25 protein-coding genes, 1 tRNA gene and 1 pseudogene are annotated in these 23,665 nt (G+C 66.6%); 15 read left to right on the plus strand and 12 right to left on the minus strand.

Annotation, left to right across the window (positions count from 1 at the left end; translation table 11 throughout):
- The 7 genes from rplA to ACTHJR_RS00120 form a co-directional block, all read right to left on the minus strand.
- The coding region (gene rplA, locus ACTHJR_RS00090; RefSeq protein ID WP_440520987.1) for a 50S ribosomal protein L1 at window positions 1-585 on the minus strand (585 nt) is incomplete at its 3' end.
- Between the two features lie 4 nt (window positions 586-589).
- On the minus strand, window positions 590-1,021 hold the full coding sequence (rplK, locus tag ACTHJR_RS00095) for a 50S ribosomal protein L11 (protein WP_440520988.1): 432 nt from the start codon (window positions 1,019-1,021) through the stop codon (window positions 590-592).
- A gap of 427 nt (window positions 1,022-1,448) precedes the next feature.
- The gene (gene nusG, locus ACTHJR_RS00100; protein ID WP_296610855.1) at window positions 1,449-1,988 is read right to left on the minus strand and encodes a transcription termination/antitermination protein NusG; all 540 of its coding nucleotides are present in this window, start codon (window positions 1,986-1,988) and stop codon (window positions 1,449-1,451) included.
- 8 nt (window positions 1,989-1,996) lie between these two features.
- Window positions 1,997-2,194 carry a preprotein translocase subunit SecE gene (gene secE, locus ACTHJR_RS00105; protein WP_440520989.1) on the minus strand — a complete coding sequence of 66 codons (198 nt, stop codon included), beginning with the start codon at window positions 2,192-2,194 and terminating at the stop codon, window positions 1,997-1,999.
- A 339-nt stretch (window positions 2,195-2,533) separates the two neighbouring features.
- Window positions 2,534-2,610: transfer RNA gene (locus ACTHJR_RS00110), tRNA-Trp, on the minus strand.
- Window positions 2,611-2,698: 88 nt separating this feature from the next.
- Window positions 2,699-5,059, minus strand: a complete 2,361-nt coding sequence (locus tag ACTHJR_RS00115) for a putative bifunctional diguanylate cyclase/phosphodiesterase (RefSeq protein WP_440520990.1) — start codon at window positions 5,057-5,059, stop codon at window positions 2,699-2,701.
- Window positions 5,060-5,226: 167 nt separating this feature from the next.
- Complete coding sequence (locus tag ACTHJR_RS00120) at window positions 5,227-6,984, minus strand: fatty acyl-AMP ligase (protein ID WP_440520991.1); 1,758 nt, start codon at window positions 6,982-6,984, stop codon at window positions 5,227-5,229.
- A gap of 125 nt (window positions 6,985-7,109) precedes the next feature.
- Here ACTHJR_RS00120 and ACTHJR_RS00125 point away from each other — a divergent pair, with 125 nt between their 5' ends.
- The 5 genes and pseudogenes from ACTHJR_RS00125 to ACTHJR_RS00145 all read left to right on the plus strand — a co-directional run.
- The gene (locus tag ACTHJR_RS00125; RefSeq protein WP_440520992.1) at window positions 7,110-7,640 is read left to right on the plus strand and encodes a regulatory protein RecX; all 531 of its coding nucleotides are present in this window, start codon (window positions 7,110-7,112) and stop codon (window positions 7,638-7,640) included.
- Window positions 7,641-7,822: 182 nt separating this feature from the next.
- Entirely contained in the window at window positions 7,823-8,365 is a 543-nt protein-coding gene (locus ACTHJR_RS00130) for a cold-shock protein (RefSeq protein ID WP_440520993.1), read from the plus strand.
- Between the two features lie 4 nt (window positions 8,366-8,369).
- Window positions 8,370-8,855 (plus strand): DUF192 domain-containing protein, encoded by a 486-nt coding sequence (locus ACTHJR_RS00135; protein ID WP_440520994.1) that lies wholly within the window; start codon window positions 8,370-8,372, stop codon window positions 8,853-8,855.
- A gap of 125 nt (window positions 8,856-8,980) precedes the next feature.
- Window positions 8,981-9,373: an NADH:ubiquinone oxidoreductase subunit NDUFA12 gene (locus tag ACTHJR_RS00140; protein WP_440520995.1), complete on the plus strand. Its 393-nt coding sequence runs from the start codon at window positions 8,981-8,983 to the stop codon at window positions 9,371-9,373.
- Between the two features lie 278 nt (window positions 9,374-9,651).
- A pseudogene (locus tag ACTHJR_RS00145) lies at window positions 9,652-9,819 on the plus strand (DUF2155 domain-containing protein); the annotation flags it as partial.
- A gap of 35 nt (window positions 9,820-9,854) precedes the next feature.
- Here ACTHJR_RS00145 and aat read toward each other — a convergent pair.
- The 5 genes from aat to ACTHJR_RS00170 all read right to left on the minus strand — a co-directional run bounded on the left by aat (window position 9,855) and on the right by ACTHJR_RS00170 (window position 13,770).
- A complete protein-coding gene (aat, locus tag ACTHJR_RS00150) occupies window positions 9,855-10,613 on the minus strand; it encodes a leucyl/phenylalanyl-tRNA--protein transferase (protein WP_440520996.1) in 759 nt (252 codons plus the stop codon).
- A complete protein-coding gene (locus ACTHJR_RS00155; RefSeq protein WP_440520997.1) occupies window positions 10,610-11,320 on the minus strand; it encodes a ParA family protein in 711 nt (236 codons plus the stop codon). The genes aat and ACTHJR_RS00155 overlap by 4 nt, the downstream gene beginning before the upstream one ends.
- A 95-nt stretch (window positions 11,321-11,415) precedes the next feature.
- Window positions 11,416-11,802 carry a hypothetical protein gene (locus ACTHJR_RS00160; protein ID WP_440520998.1) on the minus strand — a complete coding sequence of 129 codons (387 nt, stop codon included), beginning with the start codon at window positions 11,800-11,802 and terminating at the stop codon, window positions 11,416-11,418.
- A gap of 88 nt (window positions 11,803-11,890) precedes the next feature.
- Window positions 11,891-13,237 carry a DNA polymerase Y family protein gene (locus tag ACTHJR_RS00165; protein ID WP_440520999.1) on the minus strand — a complete coding sequence of 449 codons (1,347 nt, stop codon included), beginning with the start codon at window positions 13,235-13,237 and terminating at the stop codon, window positions 11,891-11,893.
- A 41-nt stretch (window positions 13,238-13,278) separates the two neighbouring features.
- Window positions 13,279-13,770: a DNA-deoxyinosine glycosylase gene (locus ACTHJR_RS00170; RefSeq protein ID WP_440521000.1), complete on the minus strand. Its 492-nt coding sequence runs from the start codon at window positions 13,768-13,770 to the stop codon at window positions 13,279-13,281.
- A 92-nt stretch (window positions 13,771-13,862) separates the two neighbouring features.
- On the opposite strand from ACTHJR_RS00170, the gene ACTHJR_RS00175 reads away from it, so the two are divergent.
- The 10 genes from ACTHJR_RS00175 to mraY form a co-directional block, all read left to right on the plus strand.
- Window positions 13,863-14,111, plus strand: a complete 249-nt coding sequence (locus ACTHJR_RS00175) for a hypothetical protein (protein WP_440521001.1) — start codon at window positions 13,863-13,865, stop codon at window positions 14,109-14,111.
- 268 nt (window positions 14,112-14,379) lie between these two features.
- Window positions 14,380-15,354, plus strand: coding sequence for a cysteine synthase A (locus ACTHJR_RS00180; protein ID WP_440521002.1), 975 nt, complete (start codon window positions 14,380-14,382; stop codon window positions 15,352-15,354).
- 69 nt (window positions 15,355-15,423) lie between these two features.
- Window positions 15,424-15,702 carry a hypothetical protein gene (locus ACTHJR_RS00185; protein WP_440521004.1) on the plus strand — a complete coding sequence of 93 codons (279 nt, stop codon included), beginning with the start codon at window positions 15,424-15,426 and terminating at the stop codon, window positions 15,700-15,702.
- A gap of 332 nt (window positions 15,703-16,034) precedes the next feature.
- The gene (locus ACTHJR_RS00190; RefSeq protein ID WP_440521005.1) at window positions 16,035-16,520 is read left to right on the plus strand and encodes a division/cell wall cluster transcriptional repressor MraZ; all 486 of its coding nucleotides are present in this window, start codon (window positions 16,035-16,037) and stop codon (window positions 16,518-16,520) included.
- Window positions 16,517-17,464, plus strand: a complete 948-nt coding sequence (gene rsmH, locus ACTHJR_RS00195) for a 16S rRNA (cytosine(1402)-N(4))-methyltransferase RsmH (protein WP_440521006.1) — start codon at window positions 16,517-16,519, stop codon at window positions 17,462-17,464. Before ACTHJR_RS00190 ends, rsmH begins: the two co-directional genes overlap by 4 nt.
- 5 nt (window positions 17,465-17,469) lie before the next feature.
- A complete protein-coding gene (locus tag ACTHJR_RS00200; protein WP_440521007.1) occupies window positions 17,470-18,075 on the plus strand; it encodes a hypothetical protein in 606 nt (201 codons plus the stop codon).
- A complete protein-coding gene (locus ACTHJR_RS00205; RefSeq protein WP_440521008.1) occupies window positions 18,072-19,802 on the plus strand; it encodes a peptidoglycan D,D-transpeptidase FtsI family protein in 1,731 nt (576 codons plus the stop codon). Before ACTHJR_RS00200 ends, ACTHJR_RS00205 begins: the two co-directional genes overlap by 4 nt.
- Complete coding sequence (locus ACTHJR_RS00210; protein WP_440521009.1) at window positions 19,799-21,217, plus strand: UDP-N-acetylmuramoyl-L-alanyl-D-glutamate--2,6-diaminopimelate ligase; 1,419 nt, start codon at window positions 19,799-19,801, stop codon at window positions 21,215-21,217. The genes ACTHJR_RS00205 and ACTHJR_RS00210 overlap by 4 nt, the downstream gene beginning before the upstream one ends.
- A gap of 100 nt (window positions 21,218-21,317) precedes the next feature.
- Window positions 21,318-22,691 (plus strand): UDP-N-acetylmuramoyl-tripeptide--D-alanyl-D-alanine ligase, encoded by a 1,374-nt coding sequence (locus tag ACTHJR_RS00215; RefSeq protein ID WP_440521010.1) that lies wholly within the window; start codon window positions 21,318-21,320, stop codon window positions 22,689-22,691.
- A partial coding sequence (gene mraY / locus ACTHJR_RS00220) for a phospho-N-acetylmuramoyl-pentapeptide-transferase (RefSeq protein ID WP_440521011.1) occupies window positions 22,691-23,665 on the plus strand: 975 nt, incomplete at its 3' end. The genes ACTHJR_RS00215 and mraY, both read left to right, overlap by 1 nt.

Consider the following 23,665-nt stretch of genomic DNA (forward strand, 5'->3'; position numbering starts at 1 on the left):
GACCACCGCGTCGACCAGCGCGTCGAAATTCGCGCGCAGATCCTCGGCAGGGAACGACGCCTTGCCGATGCCCGAGTGGATGATGCCCGCCTTCTCGACGCGATACTCGACCTGGCCGCCCTTGGCCGCCTTGACGGCAGCGGCGACGTCCATGGTCACGGTGCCCAGCTTCGGGTTCGGCATCAGGCCCTTGGGGCCGAGCACCTTACCGAGGCGGCCGACGATGCCCATCATGTCCGGGGTGGCGATGCAGCGATCGAAGTCGATCGTGCCGCCCTGGACGATTTCCATCAGGTCTTCCGCACCGACCACGTCGGCGCCGGCGGCCTTCGCCTCGTCGGCCTTGGCGCCCTTGGCGAACACGCCGACGCGAACGTCCTTGCCGGTGCCCTTGGGCAGCGTCACGACGCCGCGGACCATCTGGTCGGCGTGGCGCGGATCGACGCCCAGGTTGATGGCGAGCTCGATCGTCTCGTCGAACTTGCTGGTGGCATTGGCCTTGGCGAGGGCGATCGCCTCGTCCACGCCGTGGAGCTTCTCGCGGTCGATCGTGATCGCCTTCTGCTTCTTGCTAACGAATGCCATCGGTTCAGCCCTCCACCACTTCGAGGCCCATCGCGCGGGCGGAGCCTTCGATGATGCGGGTCGCCGCGTCGATATCGTTGGCGTTCAGGTCCTTCATCTTGACCTCGGCGATCTTCGACAGCTCCGAGCGCTTGATCTTGCCCGCGGAGACCTTGCCCGGTTCCTTCGAGCCCGACTTCAGGTTCGCGGCCTTCTTGATCAGGAACGTCGCCGGCGGGGTCTTGGTCTCGAACGAGAACGACCGGTCGGCATAGACGGTGATGATCGTCGGGATCGGCGTGCTCTTCTCGAGATCGTTGGTCGCCGCGTTGAACGCCTTGCAGAATTCCATGATGTTGACGCCGCGCTGACCCAGCGCCGGGCCGATCGGCGGCGACGGATTGGCAGCGCCCGCGGGCACCTGCAGCTTGATATAGCCTGTGATTTTCTTAGCCATTGTACTCACTCTGTAGTGGGCGAGGGGACCGGGGCTCCCACGTCCAGTTCAAGTTTAGCGGTCAGACGGGCACAGCGGCGCCCTCCCGCAAATTCCACAGCAATTGCCTTGGAAGCGCGCGCCGATAGCGGAAAAGGCGAAGGGAAGCAACAGCCGCGGCCGCACACGATTAGCGCCAGCTAATCGTGAGACGGGGCTCGTCCGGCCGGCCTGGCGAAGCGAGGACCGACGACGCGGGATTTACTCCCGCGTCGGACGCCTGAGGGTCGTGATGTGGGGATTTGGGACTGGATTTGAAACCGCGGGACCGACGCGGGAGTAAATCCCGCGTCTTCGTCGGACAGGTCGCGCTTCGCGCGCCTGCCGGCCGGCGCTCGCCCGTCTCGTAAATAGCTGCGCTATTTCCGTGCGGTCGCGAGCCTATGGCTCACTTCGAGCGCTCGACCTGCTCGAAATCCAGCTCCACCGGCGTCGCACGCCCGAAGATCGACACGCTGACCTTGACCTTCGACTTGTCGAAGTCGAGCTCTTCCACCACGCCGTTGAACGACGCGAACGGGCCGTCGAGGACCTTGACCGAATCGCCGATCTCGTAATCGACCTTGACCTGCTGGCGCGGAGCGGAGGCGGCGGCCTCTTCCTTGCTGTTGAGCATGCGCGCGGCTTCGGCGTCGCTGATCGCCTGGGGCTTGCCGTTGGGGCCGAGGAAGCCGGTCACCTTGGGCGTGTTCTTGACGAGGTGATAGACGTCGTCGTTCATCGCCAGCTTGGCCAGAACATAGCCGGGCATGAACTTGCGCTCGACTTGCACCTTCTTGCCGCGGCGGGCTTCGGTGATCGTCTCGGTCGGAACCTCGATCTGCTCGACGAGCTGTTCGAGACCCATGCGGGCGGCCTCGGACATGATCGCGTCGCGGACCTTGCCCTCGAAACCCGAATAAGCGTGGATGATGTACCAGCGTGCCATGGGAAACCTTATTTCGCGAGGCTCAGCAGGAATGCGACCCCAGTGTCGAAAATCTTGTCGATGACGAAAAAGAAGATCCCCAGCAGGAGCGTCATGACCATCACCATCACGGCGGTCATGACGGTCTGGCGCCGCGTCGGCCACACGACCTTGCGCGTCTCGGACTGAACCTGACGGATGAACTCGATGGGGGACGTCTTCGCCACGTGCTGTGAACCTATTTGATCGTTGCCGAAGCTCGGGACATAGGACCGCCGCCCGGTCCCTCAAGAGGCACGGACGACAATCAATCCCGATTTCGGATTGGCGGCGGAAATAGCGCCCCCCCGAACGGAACGCAAGCACTCGTCCGCCGCACGATCTTCGCTCGCGGCCTGTTCAACGGTTCGTCGCAATTAACCCTTTTCGTATGGATCGTCGCGGTGCCGTCAGCGTTCGCCGCCCAACGTATAATGCAGGGGAGCATCATGGAACTCGATCACGCCATCATCAGGATTCTCGCTGCGATCGAGCGCGAGCAAGAGCATCCGGCGGAAGAGAAGGAGTGGCAGGGGAGCTCGGATTCGAACCGAGGGCCTTCGGTTTTGGAGACCGACGCTCTAACCAGCTGAGCTACACCCCTGTGCGGCGGATGCCTGTAGCGGGCGCCACGCCGCGGGGCAAGCGCGCGTTCCGACAAAAAGCTTTCCGTCCATCGCGGTCGATGGCGATCAAGCGGCCGCCGCTTCCTTGCCCCAGTCGCGCGACGCCAGCGCGCGCGCCTCGCCGACCGGCAGCGGGCGGCCGAAATAATAGCCCTGGACCTTGGTGCAGCCGAGATCCTGGATCAGCCGGTGCTCCTCCTCGGTCTCGACGCCTTCCGCCGTGGTCGCCATGCCCAGCGACTGGGCGAGCGCCACCACCGCGCGGATGATCGCGATCGGCTCCTTCTGGCCCCTGGACGCGCCCTGGACGAAGCTGCGATCTACCTTGATCGTCGAGAAGCGCGTGCGGGCGAGGTAGCCGAGCGACGAATAGCCAGTGCCGAAATCGTCGAGGCTCAGGCGCACGCCGAGGTCGAGCACGCGCTCGAGCACCTGCACCGCGACGGTGCCTTCGCGCATGAACACGCCCTCGGTCACTTCCAATTCGAGCCGCTCGGGCGGAAGGCCGCTGTTGGCGAGCGCCGAGGCGACCACCGACACGAAGGCCGGGTTGTGCAATTGCTCCGGCGACACATTGACCGCGACGCGGGTGGGTGCGGGCCAGGCCGCGGCTTCGTCGCACGCCTGGCGCAGCACCCATTCGCCCATCGGCACGATCAGGCGCGCATCCTCGGCGAGCGGCACGAACTTCGCGGGCGAGATCACGCCGAGTTCGGGATGGGTCCAGCGCAACAGCGCCTCGAACCCGGTTAGGCTGCCCGTCCCGGCCGCGACGACCGGCTGGTATTCGAGATGCATCTCGCCCTTTTCGAGCGCCTGGCGCAACGCCATTTCGAGCACGCGCCGCTCTTCCGCCTTGACGTGAAGCTGCGGCTCATAGGCGTGGAAGACGCCGCCGCCGGCATCCTTGGAGCGATAGAGCGCGAGGTCGGCCGATCGGATCAGCATTTCGGCGGTGCGCCCGTCGCGCGGACCGATCGCGACGCCGACCGAGGCGCCGATATAGAGCGTATGGGCGTCGACTTCATACGGCCGTGACAGGCTGTCGATGATGGTCTGCGCCAGTTTCTCGACGCGGGCGCCGTCGCTCGCGTCGCGCACCACCACGGCGAATTCGTCCCCACCCAGCCGACCGACCATCTCATTATCGGTGACCAGATGCCCGAGCCGCTCCGACACCCGTCCGAGCAAGCGGTCGCCGATCGGATGGCCGAGCGAATCGTTTACCGCCTTGAAGCGGTCGAGGTCGATCATCATGAACGCGCAGCGCGTGCCCCATTTCTCGGCTTCGGCCATGGCGCGGGCGAGCTGTTCGTTGAGATGCAGGCGATTGGGCAGGCCGGTCAGCGTGTCGTAGCGCGCCATCCGGTTGATCTTGTCGGCCGATTCGCGTTGAGCGGTGACATCGGACCCGACGCCGCGGAACCCGATAAAGGCGCCGTCCTCGTCATGACGCGGGCTCGCCGCAAGCGCAAACCAACGCTCGGTCTCGCCGACCTGTACCGGCAGCAGCAAGTCGCGGAACGCCTCGCGATTCTTCAGTTTGTCCGCGAGCGTGCGCAGGCCCGAAGAGAATTCGCCGCTTTCCCAATGCGCGCCGGCGAGCGCCTGAAGCAGGGGCATGCCGTTGATCTTGACCGGGTCGAGCAGTACCGATCGTGCGAAGCGCGGGCTGGCGCGGACGATACGCCGGGCACTGTCGGTCTCCCACAGCCAGTCGCCATCCTCTTCCTCGAACTCGCGGAGCAACAGGCTGACGGTCTCGTCGCGCTCGGCCAAGCCGATCTCGTTGGCGCGGATCACCACCAGCGACTTGCCGCGCTGGAAGCAGCCGACCATCAACAGGACCACGAACAGCACCGTCGCCGCGGCCAGCAGCGGACTGCCGATCAACAGCAACATACCGGCGATGGCCGCCCCCAATACGCCCAGGAAGCTGAGCGTCGCGAGCGGTAGCGCGGCCATCGCGACCGCCGATGCGGTCAGCATGACCGACAGGACGATCCACAGCCCCATCGCCGTACCGATATCGGCTCGCGATCCCAGCGCGAGCGGCGGCACCGACCATACCGCGGCCAGCGCGATTCCCTCGAGCACGGTATCGCGCACGTCGCCCAGCGTGGCGGAATTGGCGTCGCGATGGCGCGTCGCCAGTCGCCTGATCGTGACCCCGACGCTGACCAGACCGGTCAGGACCGCCCAACCGATCAGAGTCCAGCGCGGCGCTTGTCCGTCGAACATCATGACGACCAGAGCCGCGCCGATCACGTTCGCGCCGAGCAGGAAGAGAGCCAGTTGGCGTCCGGCATGCAATTGGGCCGCACGGATCGGTCCCCAATCGGTCGTGTCCGCCGGATCGTACAGGCCGAGCAACGCGCGGACGTCGATCCGCGGCGTGGCGAATTGGGAAGAAGGCTCCGTGCTCACGCAGACGCGGATAGCGCGGCAGGGTTAGCGAACAGTTAGGCGGCGGAACGATTTGCGGGCATTTTACCCGGAACGGGGAACGAGAATCGCCATTTACCCGGTAAAACTGTGGAAAACCGCGCGAGGCGGGCTGCTCCAGGCCAGCATTCCGGCCGGTCGGGTTGGCCTCAGGCGGCGATCGCGTAGGGTTTGATCTCGCCGGCGAGATAGAGATTGCGGGCCTTCGCACGGCTCAATTTGCCCGAGCTGGTGCGCGGCAGCGTGCGCGGCGGGATGAGCTCGATCACGCAATTCATACCGGTGACCGACCGAACGCGCTCGCGGATTTCGTCGCGCAGCCGCAGGCGTTCGGCTTCGTCCGACGTCCGGCACTGTACCAGAACCGCGGGGGTTTCCTCGCCGCCCGGAGTAGTGATCGCGAAGGCCGCGATGTCGCCCGCCTTGAAGCCCGGCAGCTGCTCGACCGCCCATTCGATGTCCTGCGGCCAATGATTGCGGCCGTTGACGATGATCATGTCCTTGGCGCGGCCGACGATGTAGATATAGCCGTCCGACATATAGCCCATGTCGCCGGTGTCGAGCCAACCGTCCTGCATGCAGGCGGCGGTCGCCTCCGGGTCGCGGAAATAGCCGACCATCACCGACGGCCCCGCGCACCACACCTTGCCGATCGCGCGCTCGGGCAACGGCGTCCCGTCTTCCTCGCGAATCTCGATCTTCATGTCGCGGGCCGGCTTCCCGCAATTGACGATCGCGCGATAGCGCTGCGGCCGGTCGTGGCGGCCCTGCTGGCCCGACAATTGGGTTTCCTCGACCAGTTCGACGCGAATGCCTTCGCCCGGCGGCATGATCGACACCGCGAGCGTCGCTTCGGCGAGGCCGTAGCTGGGCAGGAATGCGCTTGCCTTGAACCCGGCATCGCCGAACGCGTCGACGAACGACTGCATGACGTCTGGGCGGATCATGTCGGCGCCATTGCCCGCGACGCGCCAGCGCGACAGGTCGAAACGTTCCGACGCCTTGGTCTGGCTCGACATGCGGCGCGCGCAGATGTCGTAGCCGAAGGTCGGCGAATAGGAGAGAGTGGTGCCGGGGTTACGGCTGATCAGATCGAGCCAGGCGAGCGGGCGGCGCGCGAAATCCTCGGTCTTGAGATAGTCGGTCGAGACCTGGTTGGCGACGACCGATAAGAAACAGCCGACCAGCCCCATGTCGTGATACCAGGGCAGCCACGATACGCAGCGATCGCCGTCGCCGACATGCATGCCATGGCTGTGCGCCGCGAGATTGTTGAGCAAGGCGTGATGCGTGATCGCGACGCCATGCGGGAAACGAGTCGAGCCGCTCGAATATTGAAGATAGGCGATGTCCTCGCCCTTGGCCTGGGGCAATTCGGCCTCCGGCGCGGGGCGCGCGCCGAAGCTCGCCCAGTCGATTCCCTCGACATTCTGGCTCTTCGCCGCCTCGGCGCACATCGCGCCAATCTCGGGCGGATAGATCAGCATCTTGGGATCGCAGCTGTTCAGCTGCACCGAGAGCTGGTCGATATAGGATTGCGCGCCACCGAAGCTCGTCGGCAGCGGCAGCGGTACCGGCCAGGCGCCGGCATAGACCACACCGAAGAACAGGCTGGCGAATTCCACGCCGGTTTCGGCGATCAACGCTACCCGGTCTTCGGGCTTGATGCCTGCCGCAACCAGGCGTCGCGCCATCGCGAGCGCGTCCTCGCGCATCTCGGAGAAGGGGTAGGGACGGACCAGCGTGCCACGCGGATCGTGGAAATTGAGCCCGCGGACGCCTTGCGCGGCGTAATCAAGCGCCTCGCCCAAGGTCGCGAAATCGGCGAGTCGGCGCGGCAATGAGTCATCGGTCGGCGTCGGCACGAGTCCGCCCGTTCGATCGCTCGTCGCCACGTCAGTCGCCATCTCTATCGTCATCACATTCGCGCCCATGTTGCCTGCGGCTCTTTCCGGCCGCTTCTGCCAGCGACGGCCCCCTGCCGCTCGCACGCGTTCAAATTCGGTTGTCAGTGTGGCACAAACATGGCGGTATGGCTCGAGTTTCCCGTCAATCCGCCTCTCCGCTCGACCGTTCCGGCCTCGAACGGCTGGCGCTGCGCTATGTCGAACGCTTCGCGACGACGCGCGGGCGGCTGACCGATTATCTCGAGCGCAAGATCAGGGCGCGCGGCTGGACAGGGGAGCCGGCCGAACCCGGGGAGATCGCCGAGCGAATGGCCGCGCTAGGCTATATCGACGATCGTGCCTGGGGAGAGGCCAAGGCCGGCGCGATGGCGCGGCGTGGCCTCGGCGCACGCCGGGTGTCGGGCGCGCTTCGCCAGGCCGGGCTCGACGAGGAGGATACCGACGCCATCGCGCGGGCGATCGCCGATCGCTCGCTCGATGCCGCCATCACGTTCGCCCGGCGGCGGCGGATCGGGCCGTTCGCCGATGCACCCGGCGATCGACCGACGCGCGAGAAGCATATCGCCGCCATGCTCCGCGCCGGCCATCCGGTCGCTCTGGCGCGTGCGCTGGCGGCGATGGATCCCGGGGAGGACCCCGCCGAACTGGATCGCTGAGCCTATTCCGACCGTGACGAAACATCCGACGTCGGGTCGTAACGTCCCGTTCCGATGCGATTCCGAAACGATCCGTGCTAACCCTTTGGCTTTGATCGCGATCGTGTTACAATGATTGTTCGCAGGGGGTGACTGTGCGCGTAGAATCGCAGCCGGACACGGGCGATTGCCCGCCGGAGCCGTTGGGAGAGGCTGACGTCGCGGTATTGGCGGCCGGGGAATCGCGCCATCGCGGCGTGGTCACATGGTTCGACGTCACGCGCGGGTTCGGCTTCCTGGTCGACGACGACCAGGCGGGGGATATCCTCATTCATTTCTCGGTGCTCCAACCGCACGGCCGTCGCAGCTTGCCCGAGGGCGCGCGCGTCGATTGCGTGGCGGTGCGGCGCGAACGCGGGTTGCAGGCGAGCGCGATCCTGGACGTCGATTTGTCGACCGCGATCGAGCCGCCGCCCCCGCGCGTCCGGGTCGACTCGGATCGTATCGACCCGGTGGCGATGCTCGACCAGGCCGGACCGTTCGAGCCGGTCGCGGTCAAATGGTTCAATCGCCTGAAGGGCTATGGATTCCTGGTGCGCGACGCCGATTCGACGGATATATTCGTTCACATGGAAACGCTGCGCCGCGCGGGCTTGCATGAGGTCGAGCCCGACCAGCGACTGCGTGCGCGGATCGTTGCCGGGCGCAAGGGCCCGCTGGCGGTCGCGGTCGAACAGGACCACTGACTTCATGAAATTCGGGTATGCGTTGTTGCCGCTGGCGTTGTGCGGCCTGTCGACCGCCTGTTCCAATGGTGACGCAGCGAGCGCCAACAGCGCCGCCGCCGCGACGACGATCGCGCTGACGGTGACCAGTGCCAACGGCACCCATGCCTTTCAGGTCGAGGTGGCAAAGACCGCCGCGCAGCAGGAAAAGGGGCTGATGTACCGGACCGATATCCCGGACAATGGCGGGATGCTGTTTTGGCCCTATCCCGCCGGCGGCGGCGCGCCGCGAGTGGCGAGCTTCTGGATGAAGAACACGCCGAGCCCGCTCGACATCATCTTCATCCGTGCCGACGGCACGATCGCGCGGATCGCCGAAAACGCTATCCCCGAAGACGAAACGCCGATCACCTCGGGCGAACCGGTCGGCGCGGTGCTCGAACTCCAGGGCGGGCGCAGTTCGGCGCTGGGCATCAGCGAAGGCGACAAGGTGACCTGGACCGGCAAGTGATCTGCCTTTGCCGGCGCATGCCGGGCCATCGCGGCCGCATCGTTTCCTCGCTCAACCGGCCGGCTTTCGCCCGGACGGCGATGGCAGGCGTTGAACCCCGGACCATCACGGGCTAAGCGCGGCGCATGGGCATCAATCTCAATCCCTTCACCTGGTGGAACGGCGCGACCTGGGGCACCATGGTCGGCCTGATCGGCAAGGAGCGCGTCGGGGACGACGAGCTCGGCAACGTCTATTACCAGGGCGGCAAGGACACGAACGGCAATCCCCGCCGCTGGGTGATCTACCAGGGCGCCAACGATGCCAGCCGCATTTCGCCCGAATGGTTCAGTTGGCTGCACCATCAGATCGACGACGTGCCCGACCGCGCCTTTCCGCCGCAGCGCCGCTGGGAAAAGCCGGCAGTGCCCAATCTGACCGGGACCGCTCTGGCCTACCGCCCGCCGGGCGCGCTCGAAAAGGGCGGGCATCGCGCCGCCGCCACCGGTGACTACGAAGCCTGGACGCCGGAAGGATGAACTGGCGCCGCGTCGCCGGCATCACCGCGCTGGCTGCAGGTGTCGGCGCGGCAGGCTGGGCCGGCTATAATTGGTACAGCACCCCCGCGCCGCCGCCCGAGGCGATCGCGACGGCGGCGCCGACCGCGCTCGACGACAGTGGCCAGTCGGGCGGGGTCGAGACGATCGACGTGTCGGGCGACGCGACCAATCCCAATCAGGGCGCGACACCGATGAACCAGCGCGTCGCCGTGCTGGGGCTGCTCAACAAGCGCAATAGCCAGGAACGCGACCTGACGATGAAGCCGGGCGAGGCGACCCGAATCGGCAACGCGATCGTCCGGCTGCGTGCGTGCGAGGAAACCGCGCCGTGGGAAGCCGAGCACTATACCGGCGCCTTCGTCCAGCTCGACGTCGAACAACCCGACAAGCAATGGAAGCGAGTGTTCTCGGGCTGGCTCTACAAGGAGCGGCCGAATTTGAACGTCGTGATCGATCCGATCTACGACGTCTGGGTCAAGAGTTGCACGATGTCCTTCCCCAAGGGGGGGGCGGACACCGTCGCTGCGCCATCCGAATCGAGCGGTGCTTCGGGCAAGACCAGCCGATCGAGCGCGCCGAAATCGCCGGCCGGCGATGCCGCGACCGCGGCGCCGAGCGAGCCCTCGAGCGCCCCGCCCAGCAACGCGACGTAATCGGCCCGGCTGATCTCGATCGCGCCCAGCGACGCGAGGTGCGGGGTCATGAACTGGCAGTCGAGCAGGGTGAAGCCGCCGACCTTCAATCGCGCCACCAGCCAGGCAAGCGCGACTTTCGACGCGTCGGTCGCGCGGCTGACCATCGATTCGCCGAAGAAGGCCTTACCGAGCGCCAGGCCGTAGAGGCCGCCGACCAGGCGATCGCCGTCCCAGCATTCGATCGAGTGCGCACGGCCCTGGTAATGGAGCGTGGTGAACACCGTCTCGATCGTCGCGTTGATCCACGTATCCGGCCGGTCCTCGGCACTTTCCGCGCACAAGGCGATCATCTCCTCGAACGCCGCATCGGCGGTGACCCTGAAGCGGTCGGAGGCGATGGTCTTGCGCAACGATTTCGACAGGTGAAGATGATCGAGCGGCAGGATCGCGCGCTTGCGCGGCTCGACCCAATAGATGCCCGCGGCATCACGCGCATCCGCCATCGGGAACACCCCGACCGAATAGGCGCCGAGCACCAGGTTTGGATCGAGCACTTCGTAGGACGGTTCGGGCGGCTGCTTCATGCGGCCAGCCGTTGTTCGATCGTCCGCCACAAGCTGTCGAAGGCGTGCGCGGCCGGCGACCGCGCGGCGAATTGCCCCAGCGGCGCGCGGCGGTCGCCCCTCCGCTCGACGACGCTGGCCATCGGGATGACCGGCCAGTCGGGATGCACGGCGACCGCGTCGGCGTGCAGCGTGCGGCGGCGATCGACCATGACGTGGATCGGCAGCACCCTCGCTTTGCCGAGCGAGGCGGCCATGTCGGCGAACGCGCGCTGGGATAGTGCCGAGGGAATGACCGGGACGACGATCAGATCGGCGGCGCGGATCACCTGATCGCTGGTTTCCGTCATGCCCGGCGGGCAATCGAGAAGGACGCGGTCATAGGCCTCGGCCAGGGTTGCGAGCAGTTTTCGCAGGCGCTTTTTCTTGTCGAGTTCGTGGAACAGCAGGTCGAGGCCGCGGAGCGAGGTGTCGGCGGCGATCAGGTCGAGTCGCGGGATGGCGGTGGCACGCGCGAGCCTGGCCGGCTCGACCTGCTTGGCGAACACCGACTGCGCGTCGTTTTTGGCTTTCTTGGCCGGGAGCAGGAACGTGCTCGCCGCTTGTGGATCGAGATCCCATAGCAACGTGCGGCGCGCGGAGAGCGTGGCCGACGCCCAGGCCAGATTGACCGCCAGCGTCGTTTTTCCGACGCCGCCCTTCAGGCTGTAGATCGCGACCGTCGCCATGCCCGCTCCCCTTGGGAGATGATCGGCAGGGTGCCCAAAGTGCCTGGTGGATGCAACAGCGGTCCGCGTCGGGACGCGGACCGCCGGATAGCGAATTACGCGTCGCAGGTCTGGGCAGGCTTGCCCGGTGCGGTGACCTTGATCGACTTGGGCGTGCCCGAGACTTCCCAGCCGCCTTCGCCGACATAGGGCTTGCCAGCTTCGGGCGCCTTGAGCGTGACCACGGGGGCCGTCGACGGCGCCGAGATCGTCAGCAGCTTGTCGCCTTCAAAGAAGGTGACGTGCGCTAGGCTGTTGTCGCCATGGCAGCGCATCGACACTTCGGCCTTGATCGCCGGCGGCAGCTCGAATTTCGGCTTTTCGGCGACGGTCTTGTTCTCAACGCTGGTCGAGTTGTCGACGGTCGTGGTGGTCGTCTTGGATTGACAGGCCGTCAGCGCCAGCAGCGCTACAGCGGTTGCGGGGAGAAGAGGGGACTTCATAGGATTTTGCGCTTCGCTCACGCAGCAGCGAACGTCAAGATATAACCAATTTGGGCCGTTTCGGACGTGGCGCGTTGCGACAAAAATGTCATTCGTGAAATTCATCCATATCCGGGATGCGACCGAACGCGATCTTGGTCCCGACACGGTCGATGCGGCCGCCGTAGAAAGGACCTAACGATACGGCATGGCGACCGAATTTCTCGTTCAGCCGATCCATCGCGCGACTGAGCGCCAATCCGCGCGTCTCACGCGCCAGCGGATCGTCGGGATCGAGATGGGCGAACAGCGAGCCTTGCTCGCCGGCGACCGGCACGATCTCGTTGAGCGTGACGCCGATCATTCGCGCGCGGAGCGAGCCGTGCCGGCGCCGTCCCTCCTCGGCGAGTCGCGGGAACAGCGCGTCGAGCGCGGCGAGCACCTGAAAACTGTCCTGCGTCGCGGCGAGCCGCCGGCTGGTCTGCCACACGGTCTGGTCCTCCTCGAACCGGACGTGCAGCACCAACAGCCGGGCGGCATAGCCCTTGCGACGCAGCCGGCTCGCCGCCTTGAGCGCGAGTCTGCGCGCGGTCAGCCGCACCGGTTCGAGACCACGCTTGCCGGGAGAGAGCACGTGGCTGTGTCCGATCGACCGCGTTTGCGTGGGCTTGTCGGGCAGGTCGACACCGTGGAGCAGATACCAGAGCCGATCGCCGTTGGTGCCGCCCCAGGCGGTACCGGCGTCGCGCGGCCGCCGCTCGCACAGTTGCCGGATGTCGTTGACCCCGTCGCGCGCGAGTCGCCGCTCCATATTGGCGCCGATCCCCGCGATGTCGCGTAGCGGCAGGTCGAACAATCGGTGCGGCAATTCTTCGGCGGTCAACACGATCAGCCCATCGGGCTTCTGCATATCCGAGGCGAGCTTGGCGAGGAGGCGATTGGGTGCGATCCCGACCGAGGAAGTCAGGCAGTCGCCGACATTGGCCCGGATGCCGGCCTTGATCCGCTGCGCCAGCGCGATCGCCTCGTTGGGCGAATTCTCATTGTCGAGCAGGCGGCAGGCGACCTCGTCGATCGAGCAGACCCGCGTCACCGGAATATGCTTCCAGATCTCCTCGATCACCGCGTCGTGGAACTCGACATATTTGTCGTGCCGCGCCGGCGCGATCAGCAATTCCTTGCAGAGCCGCTTGGCTTCCCACACCGGCGTCCCGGTCGAGATGCCGTAGCGCTTGGCCTCGACCGAGGCGGCGATCGCGACGGTGGTGTCCGATCCGACCGGTGCCACGATCACCGGCTTGCCGCGCAGGGTGGAGTCGAGCTGCTGCTCGACGCTGGCGAAATAGCTGTTGAGGTCGAGGAACAGCCAGCGCAGCGGGCGTGGGGGCAGAGTCAGTTCGACGGGCAGGGGCGGCGTCGCGGGAAGGGCAGGGGATATCGAGTCGGCGAGCGCCATGGCGGCGGAACATTATCAGAACATCGTCGCCTCAAACAGAGTCAGATATACGCCTGGAGCGCGGACCAGGCGGCCGCTTTCGCGGCGATGCCGGCGGTGTTGAGCGGGCTGCTCGAGGGTAACCCGATGAGTGCATAGCGATCGACTTGGTCGCTCATCAGGCGCGTGCCGATCCGTTCGGCGGTGCCGCCGTTGAACGCGATCGCGCGCAGTTCGGGCAGGCTTGCCGCCAGCGCCGCGAGGTCGTTGGGCGCGTGATCGCGGATCGCGGCGTCGCTGCTCCCGGACCGGCTCGCGCTGGCGACCGCGTCCCACAGGCCGATCCGCGCGTCGAGCAACGCCGCCAACCGCGCGTCATAGTCGAGCGCGTGGAGATCGCGGCGGACGACCGGCGACAGCAATCTCCAGAACTGGTTCTGCGGATGCGCATAATAACGCCGCGCCGCGAGGCTGCGGTCGCCGGGCAGGCTGCCGCAAATCAGCAGCCGCGTGCGGGCGTCGACCACCGGGAGAAAGGAATGTTTGAGCGTCATCGGGCGTCAGCCCTAGCGTGCCGCGAAACGCGCGTCGCGCCTTGACCGCGCGGCGCGATCGGGTGACCATCGCTGCGAACAGGGAGATGGGCATGAAGCGAGTGCTGCTGGTGGGCGCGAGCATGATCGCGCTGGCGGGGTGCGGCGGCAGCCCGAGCGCGGTGGGCCAGAATTCCGCCGACTCGATCACCACCACCGCGGTCGGCAATGTCGTGGCGACGCAGCCAAGCCCGACTGCGACCGAGAATGCCGCCGCGCCCGACGACATGAACGCGATGTCGATCGATGCCACGTCGTCCAACGAGGCGTCGGCGAGCGCCGGAGTGCAGAATAGCGAGTGAGATGTTAAATCCCTCTCCCCTCTGGGAGAGGGAGGGGCCCGCTCGGCGCAGCCGAGTAGGAGAGTGAGGGAAGCGAGCCGAAGCCTCGCGCGGCTTTCGCGCCGCTTACCCCTCATCCAAGCTCCGCTAGGCGGCGAGCCGCCAAGCTTCGCTATCCTTCTCGCCCAAGGTGAGAAGGTTTGTCGGTCCATTCCACCCCCAACAACGAATTGGGCGCCCGACAGCAGCGATTGCTTGCCCGTGCGGCGCGCCGGTCTATCTAGAGGCCATGCCTACTACGCCCGACACGCTGTCGCTCATCGGCCATACCCCGCTCGTCCGCCTGAAAGGGCCGAGCGAGGCGGCGGGGGCCGAGATTTTCGGCAAATGCGAATTCGCTAATCCAGGAGCGAGCGTTAAGGATCGCGCCGCCTTGTTCATCGTCCAGGACGCCGAGGAGCGCGGGCTGATCAAGCCGGGCGGGACGATCGTCGAGGGCACCGCCGGCAATACCGGGATCGGCCTCGCGCTGGTCGCCAATGCCAAGGGCTACAAGACGATCATCGTCATGCCCGAGACGCAAAGCCGCGAGAAGATGGACACGCTGCGCGCGCTTGGTGCAGAACTGGTGCTGGTACCCGCCGCGCCTTATTCGAATCCCGGCCATTTCGTGCACACCAGCCGGCGCATCGCCGAGGAGACGCCCAACGCGGTCTGGGCCAACCAGTTCGACAATATCGCCAATCGCAAGGCGCATATCGTCGGCACCGCCGAAGAGATCTGGGAACAGATGGATGGCCGGATCGACGGGTTCACCTGCGCGGTGGGGACCGGCGGCACGCTGGCCGGAGTCGGGCTCGGTCTCAAGTCGAAGGACGAGAACGTCACGATCGCGCTCAGCGACCCCGACGGCGCGGCACTCTATTCCTATTACGCCTGCGGCGAGCTCAAGAGCGAAGGCTCTTCGGTCGCCGAAGGGATCGGGCAAGGGCGGATCACCGCCAATCTTGAGGGCGCGCCGATCGACACCCAGTTCCGTATCTCGGATGCCGAGGGCTATGAATGGGTCCAGCGGCTGCTCGACGAGGAGGGGCTGTGCCTCGGCCTGTCTTCAGGGATCAACGTCGCCGGCGCGGTCGCGCTGGCCAAGCAACTCGGGCCTGGAAGCCGTGTCGCGACCATCCTGTGCGACACCGGATTTCGCTATCTTTCAACGCTCTACAACCACGACTGGCTGGCATCGAAGGGATTGGTTCCCGCCTGATGCGATGAACGGTGGCAGCAACGAGGTCGACAAACGACTTTCGAAGCGTTACATAAATGCCACACAATCATGAAAACATTGGTTCGCGACAACGGTCAGACAATGCAACGGGTGAAGGTCGGCTTGGTCGGCCTCGCGGCGGTGCTGCTGCTCATCGGCCTTGCCGCGACGCTGTTCGCGATCGTCAGTCGCGAGCGCCCCAACAACGCGGTCGGCGCGCCCAAGGCGGACGTTGCCGCCAATTTGGCGGCCTCCAACAGCGCCGCGCCGGTCGATACCGCGACCAGCGAACCGCTGGCCGAAATGGGCGTCGCTCCCGCGGCTTCGCCAACCCCCGCCAAGCAGTGATCCACGTCCGTCCGTGGGAAGTTGATGGGAAACCATCCCACCACGCTCGTGAGTCGTGGGAAATCCAACATTTCAAGGCCGCATCGGCGTCGCCACGTCCCGGAAGGGCGGGATATGGCTAAAGATTATTTTGCCGTATTTGGAACGGGTTAGCTGCCAACGTCCTCGTTTGACCCACGGAATACCAAAAATTCCCATTGAATCCCATCCGGTGGCTTGATACGCCAAGCGTCGGAAGTGGGGCGTTTTTACCCGTTTGATTCATTTGCGTCGGCGCGAGCGAGGGCTCGTTCGGCGAGCGGGAAAGCGCGTGTTCTGGTTCGGGGCGAACGGTGGCTGGGAGCAGCATCTACACGGGAACGGCGCTGCAGCTTGTCGATGACAAGAACCGCGTTTCCATACCCGCCAAATTCCGCGACGCCGTCATCGACAACACCCCGCCCGAGCGCTTCAAGAAGGGCCCCTTCGTCCTCATGGGCCAGCACCCGGAGGCCAAGTGCCTGATCGCCTATGACCAGGCCTATGTCGACGCCAAGCTGGCCAAGGCCGCGGCGGGCGACACCGACCCCGGATTCAACGTCCTGCGCGTCATCGCGGGCGGCGCTGAGGAAGTCGGCTTCGACACCACCGGCCGCGCCGTCCTCGTCAATTGGATGAAGGAAGAGGCGGGGATCGCCAAGCACGCCTTCTTCTACGGTTCGCTCACCCATTTCGAGATCTGGGACCCCCACACCCTGCTCGCGGCGACCGACGACCAGGCGGCGCCCGTCCTCAAGCGTATCTGTCGCAACCTCATGCAGGAGAAGGGTCTCCTGTGAGCACGCCCACCCCCCATGTTCCCGTGCTCCTCGATGAGGTGATCGATGCTCTCCATCCCGTCCCCGGAGAGCGCCATGTCGATGCGACCTTCGGTGCCGGCGGCTATACCCGGGCGATCCTCGCCACGGGCGCGGCCGTGGCCGCCTTCGATCGCGACCCCGATGCGATCGCGGGCGGCCAGGCACTGGTAGCCGCCGAAGGCGGCCGGCTGGAGCTGATCGAAGCACCCTTCTCCGCGCTCGACAGCGAGCTCGAGGCGCGCGGGCTCACCCCGGTCGACGGCGTGGTGATGGATATCGGCGTCTCGTCGATGCAGCTCGACCAGGCCGAGCGCGGCTTCTCGTTCCAGGGCGACGGCCCGCTCGACATGCGGATGAGCCAGGCGGGCGAGAGCGCGGCGGATTTCCTCAACACCGCCGAGGAAAGCGCGATCGCCGACGTGCTGTATCTGTATGGCGAGGAGCCCCGCTCGCGCCGCGTCGCGCGGGCGATCGTCTCCGCAAGACCCCTTAGGCGAACTTCCGAACTCGCGACCGTGGTCAGGAAGGCGCTAGGGCACAAGCCGCACGACAAGAAGGATCCGGCGACGCGGACCTTTCAGGCGGTGCGCATCCACATCAACCGCGAGCTCGGCGAGTTGGCGGACGGCCTCGCCGCCGCCGAGCGCGCGCTCAAGCCCGGCGGGCGGCTCGCCGTGGTCACTTTCCACAGCCTGGAGGATCGGCTGGTGAAACATTTTCTGCGCGAACGGAGCGGCGCGACGCCGTCCGGCTCGCGGCATCTGCCGCCCCAGGCCGCCAAGGCCGAGGCGACGTTCGAAACGATCGGGCGCGCGGTGCGCCCCAGTGACGCCGAGCTGGCGCGGAACCCGCGTGCTCGTTCGGCGACCTTGCGTGTGGCTCGGCGGACCGCGTCCGCGGCCTGGGTAGCGGGAGAATTGTGATGGTGGTGGCGCATCGATTCCGTTGGTTCGGCTGGTTCGTGCTCTGCGTGAGCGTGATCCTGGGCTGTTACCTGATGTCGTCGCGGGTCGCGGCGGAACGCAACAAGCTGGCGTCGATCGAGAGTTCGATTGCGCGCACGCAGCGCGACATCACCGCGCTGGAGACCGAGTTCGACACCCGCGCCAGCTTCGCCCAGCTGCAGCGCTGGAACGGCGACACGCTCAAGCTGTCGGCGCCGACCGCCGCGCAATATATCCGCGACGATGCCGAACTCGCCCAGGTCGACTTCAATGCGCCGGGCGCGACGCCGATCGGCACGCCGCAGATCCAGAATGCCGCCGCGGTGATTCCCAGCGCCCCGGTAATGCCGGCCGATGCTGATGCCGCGATCCCGGCTGCCGCGACTCCCGCTCCGACGGCGCCGGCCAAGGTCAAGGCCGCGGTGGCGATGGTCGCCGCGCCGATCGGTGCCAAGGTGCAGGCCGCTGCGGCGAAAGCCCCGGTCAAGCCGAAGGCCGCGACGATCGCCTTGCTCGACCGCAAGTTGCTGAGCGATTCGACGCTGGGCTCGCTGTCGCGCGGCGCGCGTGAGGAGGGTGGCGCGCGATGACCGCTCTGCTCGCACGGCCGCTGGCGCCGCGTCGTCTCGCCGACGATCGCGCCGCGTCCCGTGCGACCGCGCAAAAGCGGCTGATGATCATGATGCTGCTTTATGGTGCGGCGGTCGGTGTCGTCGTCGCCAAGCTCGGCTTTTTCGCGATTTCGGCCGGCACTGCCACCGCCGCGACGATGAACGGGCGCGTGATCCGCGGCGACATCGTCGATCGCAACGGCGAGCCGCTGGCGCGCACGATCGACGCCTGGGCGATCGGCGTCCATCCCGAGCGGATATTGGGCGACCGTCGCGACATCGCTCAGCGCCTTGCCGGTATCCTGGGGCTCGACGAGAATCAGGTCTATGCCAAGCTGACCGGCACCAAATTCACCTATATCGAGCGTGACGCCTCCGCCTCGCTGGTCACCGAGGTCAATGCGATCGGCGAGCCCGCGATCGTGTTCGAGCGTCAACAGCAGCGCCTCTATCCGCAGTCCGAGCTGGCCGCCCAGGTGCTCGGGTTCCTGGATGTCAACAACAAGGGCGCGAGCGGCATGGAGCGCGCGCTCGACGGCCGGCTGACCTCGGCCGAGACCGCCGGCACGCCGGTCGCTCTGTCGATCGACGCGCGCGCGCAATCGGCGCTGGAGAACGAACTCGGCCAGGCAGTCGTCAATCTCAAGGCCAAGGGCGGGGCGGGCGTGGTGCTCGACGTCCACACCGGCGAGATCATGGCGCTGGCGTCGTTCCCGACCTTCAATCCCAACAACCCCGGCGCGGCGCCCAAGCCCGTGGTGACCGAGGACGGCAAGCAGCTTCCCGGCCCGTTCTTCAACCGTGTGACCAGCGCCGCCTACGAACTCGGTTCGACCTTCAAGCCGATCACGATGGCGGCGGCGATCGACAGCGGCACCGTGACCTCGATGGCCAAGCGGTTCGACGCGACCCAGCCGCTGCAGATCGACGGCTTCAAGATTCACGACCATGACGGCGAGAATCGCTGGCTCGACATTCCCGAGACGCTGATCCACTCGTCGAATATCGCCACCGCGCGGATCGCCGACGAACTGGGCGGCGACAAATTGTCGGCGATGTTCCGCGCGATGGGGTTCGACAAGCCGATGCCGTTCGAATTGCCGGCACGCGGCCGTACGCTCTTCCCGCAGAAATTCAGCCGGGTGACGACGATGACCGCAGGCTTCGGCCATGGCATCGCGGTCACTCCGATGCACCTGGCGGCCGCTTATGCCGCATTGGTCAATGGCGGCGTGTGGCGGCCGGTCACCTTGATGAAGGTTCAGCCCGGCACCAAGGTCCCGGGACGCCGTGTAATCAGCGAACAGACGAGTTATCGCATTCGCCAGCTGCTGCGCCTCGTCGTTACCGAGGGTACCGGCCGCACCGCCGATGCTCCCGGCTTCCGCGTCGGAGGTAAGACGGGAACGGCCGAAGTCGCCACGGGCGGCGGCTATTCGAAGAAAGCGAACGTCTCGACCTTCGCGGCGGCTTTCCCGATGGACGCGCCGCGCTATGTGGTCATCGTGATGCTCGATTCGCCCCAAGGTGCCGTGAGGACCGCGGCCTATACCGCCGCTCCCGTCGTCGACCGTTTCATTCTGCGCGCGGGGCCGATGTTGGGCGTGATGCCCGACCCCTCGCGCGACATCAACGTCAACGAATTGCTCCCGCTCATCTGGCATCGCCCGGGAGAGAAGCAGCAGAACATGGCGGACCCCGAATGAAGCTCGGCGGGCTGGTGGCGGGCGGGGGCGACGCCGGCGTCACCGGCTTCGCGATCGATCACCGCAAGGTGGCGCCGGGCACGATCTTCGGCGCGTTCGAAGGTGCGCGGGTCAATGGCGAGGATTTCATTCCGGCCGCGGTCGCCGCGGGCGCGATCGCCGTGGTGGCGCGGCGCGGCGTGACGGTCGAGGGGGCGCTGCACATCGCCTCGGACAATCCGCGCGAGACCTTCGCGCACCTCGCGGCATCGTTCTTCGCGCCGTTCCCCGAGACGTCGGTGGCGGTGACCGGCACCAACGGCAAGACCTCGACCGTCGAGATGACGCGTCAGCTCTGGCGCATGGCCGGGTTCCACGCCGCGTCGATCGGCACGCTGGGCGTCACGACCTCGGACGACAGCGTTTCGACCGGGCTGACTACGCCCGACGTCGTCACGTTCCTGTCGAACGTCGCGGGGCTCGCGCGCGAAGGCGTCACGCATGTCGCGTTCGAGGCGTCGAGCCACGGCCTGTCGCAATATCGTACCGAGGGTCTCAAGGTGAACGCCGCCGCTTTCACCAATCTCAGCCGCGACCATCTCGATTATCACGGCGACATGGCGGCGTATCTCACGGCCAAGCTTCGCCTGTTTTCGGAAGTGCTCGACGACGACGGCACCGCCGTGGTGTGGGCCGACGATCCCCAGGCGGCGCGCGTCGTCGATCTCGCCCATGCCCGCCGCCAGCGCGTCATCACCGTCGGCGAGCGCGGCGGCACGCTTCGGCTGGCCGGGCGCGACCCGACCTTGCTCGGCCAGGGACTGGTGATCGAGGCGGAAGGCCGCGAGCTCAAGGTCACCCTGCCGCTGATCGGTGCGTACCAGGCGGCGAACGCGCTGACCGCGGCCGGCCTGGTCATCGCGACCGGCGGCGACGTCGCCCAGACCATCGCCAACCTCGCGCGCCTGCAGCCGGTGCGCGGGCGGCTCGAGCGCGCGGTGATCACGCGGACCGGCGCGCCGGTCTATGTCGACTATGCCCATACCCCTGACGCGCTCGAAGCGGCGATCGCCGCGCTCAAGCCGCACACCGCGGGCCGGCTGATCGTCGTGTTCGGCGCGGGCGGCGACCGCGACCACGGCAAGCGCGAGTTGATGGGGGAGATCGCGGTGCGGTTCGGTGACATGGTCATCGTCACCGACGACAATCCCCGCAGCGAGGATCCGGCGGCGATCCGCGCCGAAGTGCTGAAAGGTGCGCACGGTGCGATCGAGATCGGTGATCGCCGCGCCGCGATCGCGCATGCGGTCGCCGAAGCCGGCGGCGAAGACATCGTGCTGATCGCCGGCAAGGGGCATGAGCAGGGCCAGATCGTCGGCGACCTGGTGCTGCCGTTCGACGACGTGAGCGTTGCGCGCGAGGAGGCGGCGGCGTGACGCGTGGCCAATCCATGGAGTCCCGGCTAGACCAAGGGATGTTTGCTTTATCCCCGCGCACGGCGCCCGCTCCGATCCCTCGTCCGGCCGGAGGAGCGCTATGACGCTCTGGACCTCGGCCGACATCGCTACTGCCACGAACGGCGCCGCTTCGGCGGCGTTCGACGTTTCTGGCGTGGCGTTCGATTCGCGCGAAATCGGCCCCGGCGATTTGTTCATCGCCATGACCGGCGAGGCGACCGACGGCCATAAATTCCTGGACCAGGCGTTCGAGCGCGGCGCCGCGGGAGCGATCGTCAGCCAGGACACGCCGCACCCTAATGTCCGCGTCGGCGACACGTTCGTCGCGCTCGAAGCCTTGGCCATGGCGGCGCGAGCGCGGACCGGGGCGCGGATCATCGGCGTCACTGGATCGGCCGGCAAGACCGGCACCAAGGAAGCGCTGTTCGCGGCGCTCGACCGCTCGCCCTCGAAAAAGGCGCATCGCTCGGTCAAGAGCTACAACAACCATACCGGCGTCCCGCTCAGCCTGTCGCGCATGCCCGCCGAGGTCGATTACGGCGTGTTCGAGATGGGGATGAACCATCCCGGCGAGCTCGCGCATTTGACGACGTTGGTCCGCCCGCACGTCGCGATCGTCACGGCGATCGCCCCGGCGCACGCCGCCTTCTTTCCCGACGAGAGCGCGATCGCCGATGCCAAGGGCGAGATTTTCCAGGGCCTGGAGCCCGGCGGGGTAGCGATCATCCCCTATGACAGCCCGCACCGCGACCGTCTTGCCGCGGCGGCCGCGCCGCATGCCGCGCGCACCGTCACTTTCGGCGTCGACGCCAGCGCCGATGTTCGCGCGCTCGAAGCGGTTCGTGCCGCGAACGGGGGCACGTTCGTCACCGCCAAGGTCGGCGAACGTGAGTTGAGCTACACCATCTCGCAGCCGGGGCAGCATTGGGTGTCGAACTCGCTGGCGGTGCTGGCGGCGGTCGATGCGGTCGGCGGCGATCTCGCGCTTGCCGGGCTTGCGCTGGCCGAACTCGGCGGGCTCGCCGGGCGCGGAGACCGCTTCTGGGTCGAGGCCGGCGAAGGGCGCGCGCTGGTGATCGACGAAGCCTATAACGCCAACCCGGCGTCGATGCGCGCGACGCTGTCGGTACTGGCCGCCGAGAATGCCGAGCGGCGGATCGCCGTGCTCGGCGAAATGCGCGAGCTGGGGGACAAATCGGACGCCTATCATGCCGATCTGGCGGAGCCGATTCGTAACGCCGGCGTCCAACTGGTCATCCTGGTCGGCGAAGCGATGAAACCCCTTGCGAAGGCGCTTGAGGGGCAGGTCGAAATCGTCCATGTGCCCGACGCCGCAACCGCGCGCGATCGCCTGACGGCGACGCTCGACGCGGGCGATGCGGTTCTCATCAAGGGTTCGAACGGGGTCGGGCTGTCCGCAATCGTCGCGGCGCTCGCCAGCGGGAAGATATAATGCTTTATTGGATCGCGCAGGCGCTGGGTTTTCCCCACGTTCTCAACCTGGTGCGCTACCAGACCTTCCGCTCGGGCGCGGCGGTGGCGACCGCGTTGCTGATCGGCCTGATCATCGGGCCGCGCTTCATCGGCTGGCTGCGCATCCGCCAGGGCAAGGGTCAGCCGATCCGCACCGACGGCCCGCAATCGCACCTCGCCAAGCGCGGCACGCCGACAATGGGCGGGCTGATGATCCTGACCAGCATGGCGATATCGATCCTGATCTGGATGGATCTGACCAATCCCTACGTCTGGGCGTGCCTGTTCGTGACGCTCGGCTTCGGCACGATCGGGTTCCTCGACGATTACGACAAGGTCAGGAAAGCGAGCACCGCCGGCGTATCGGGCAAGGTGCGCCTGCTCGGCGAATTCGCCATCGCGGGCATCGCCAGCGCGATCATCATCCACACCAACACCGCGAACGGCACGCATCTCTATTTGCCGTTCTTCAACTCGGTGGTGATCGATCTAGGCTGGTTCTACGTCGTGTTCGCCGCGTTCACGATCGTCGCGTTCGGCAATGCGGTGAATCTGACCGACGGGCTCGACGGGCTGGCGACCATGCCGGTGATCATCGCCAGCGTCGCGTTCATGCTCATCGTCTATCTCGCGGGTAACGCCAAGTTCGCCGATTATCTCGGCATCCCGCACATTCCGCGCGTCGGCGATCTCGCGATCTTTTGCGGCGCGATGATCGGCGCGGGGCTCGCCTTCCTCTGGTTCAACGCGCCGCCCGCCGCCGTCTTCATGGGCGATACCGGCAGCCTCGCGCTCGGCGGCGCGCTCGGCGCAATCGCGGTCACCGCGCACCATGAGATCGTGCTCGGCATCATCGGCGGGCTGTTCGTGGTCGAGGCGATGAGCGTCATCATCCAGGTGTTCGTCTACAAGCGCACCGGCAAGCGCGTGTTCCGCATGGCGCCGATCCACCAC

Source organism: Sphingomonas sp., from assembly GCF_051962185.1.
Classification (GTDB): domain Bacteria; phylum Pseudomonadota; class Alphaproteobacteria; order Sphingomonadales; family Sphingomonadaceae; genus Sphingomonas.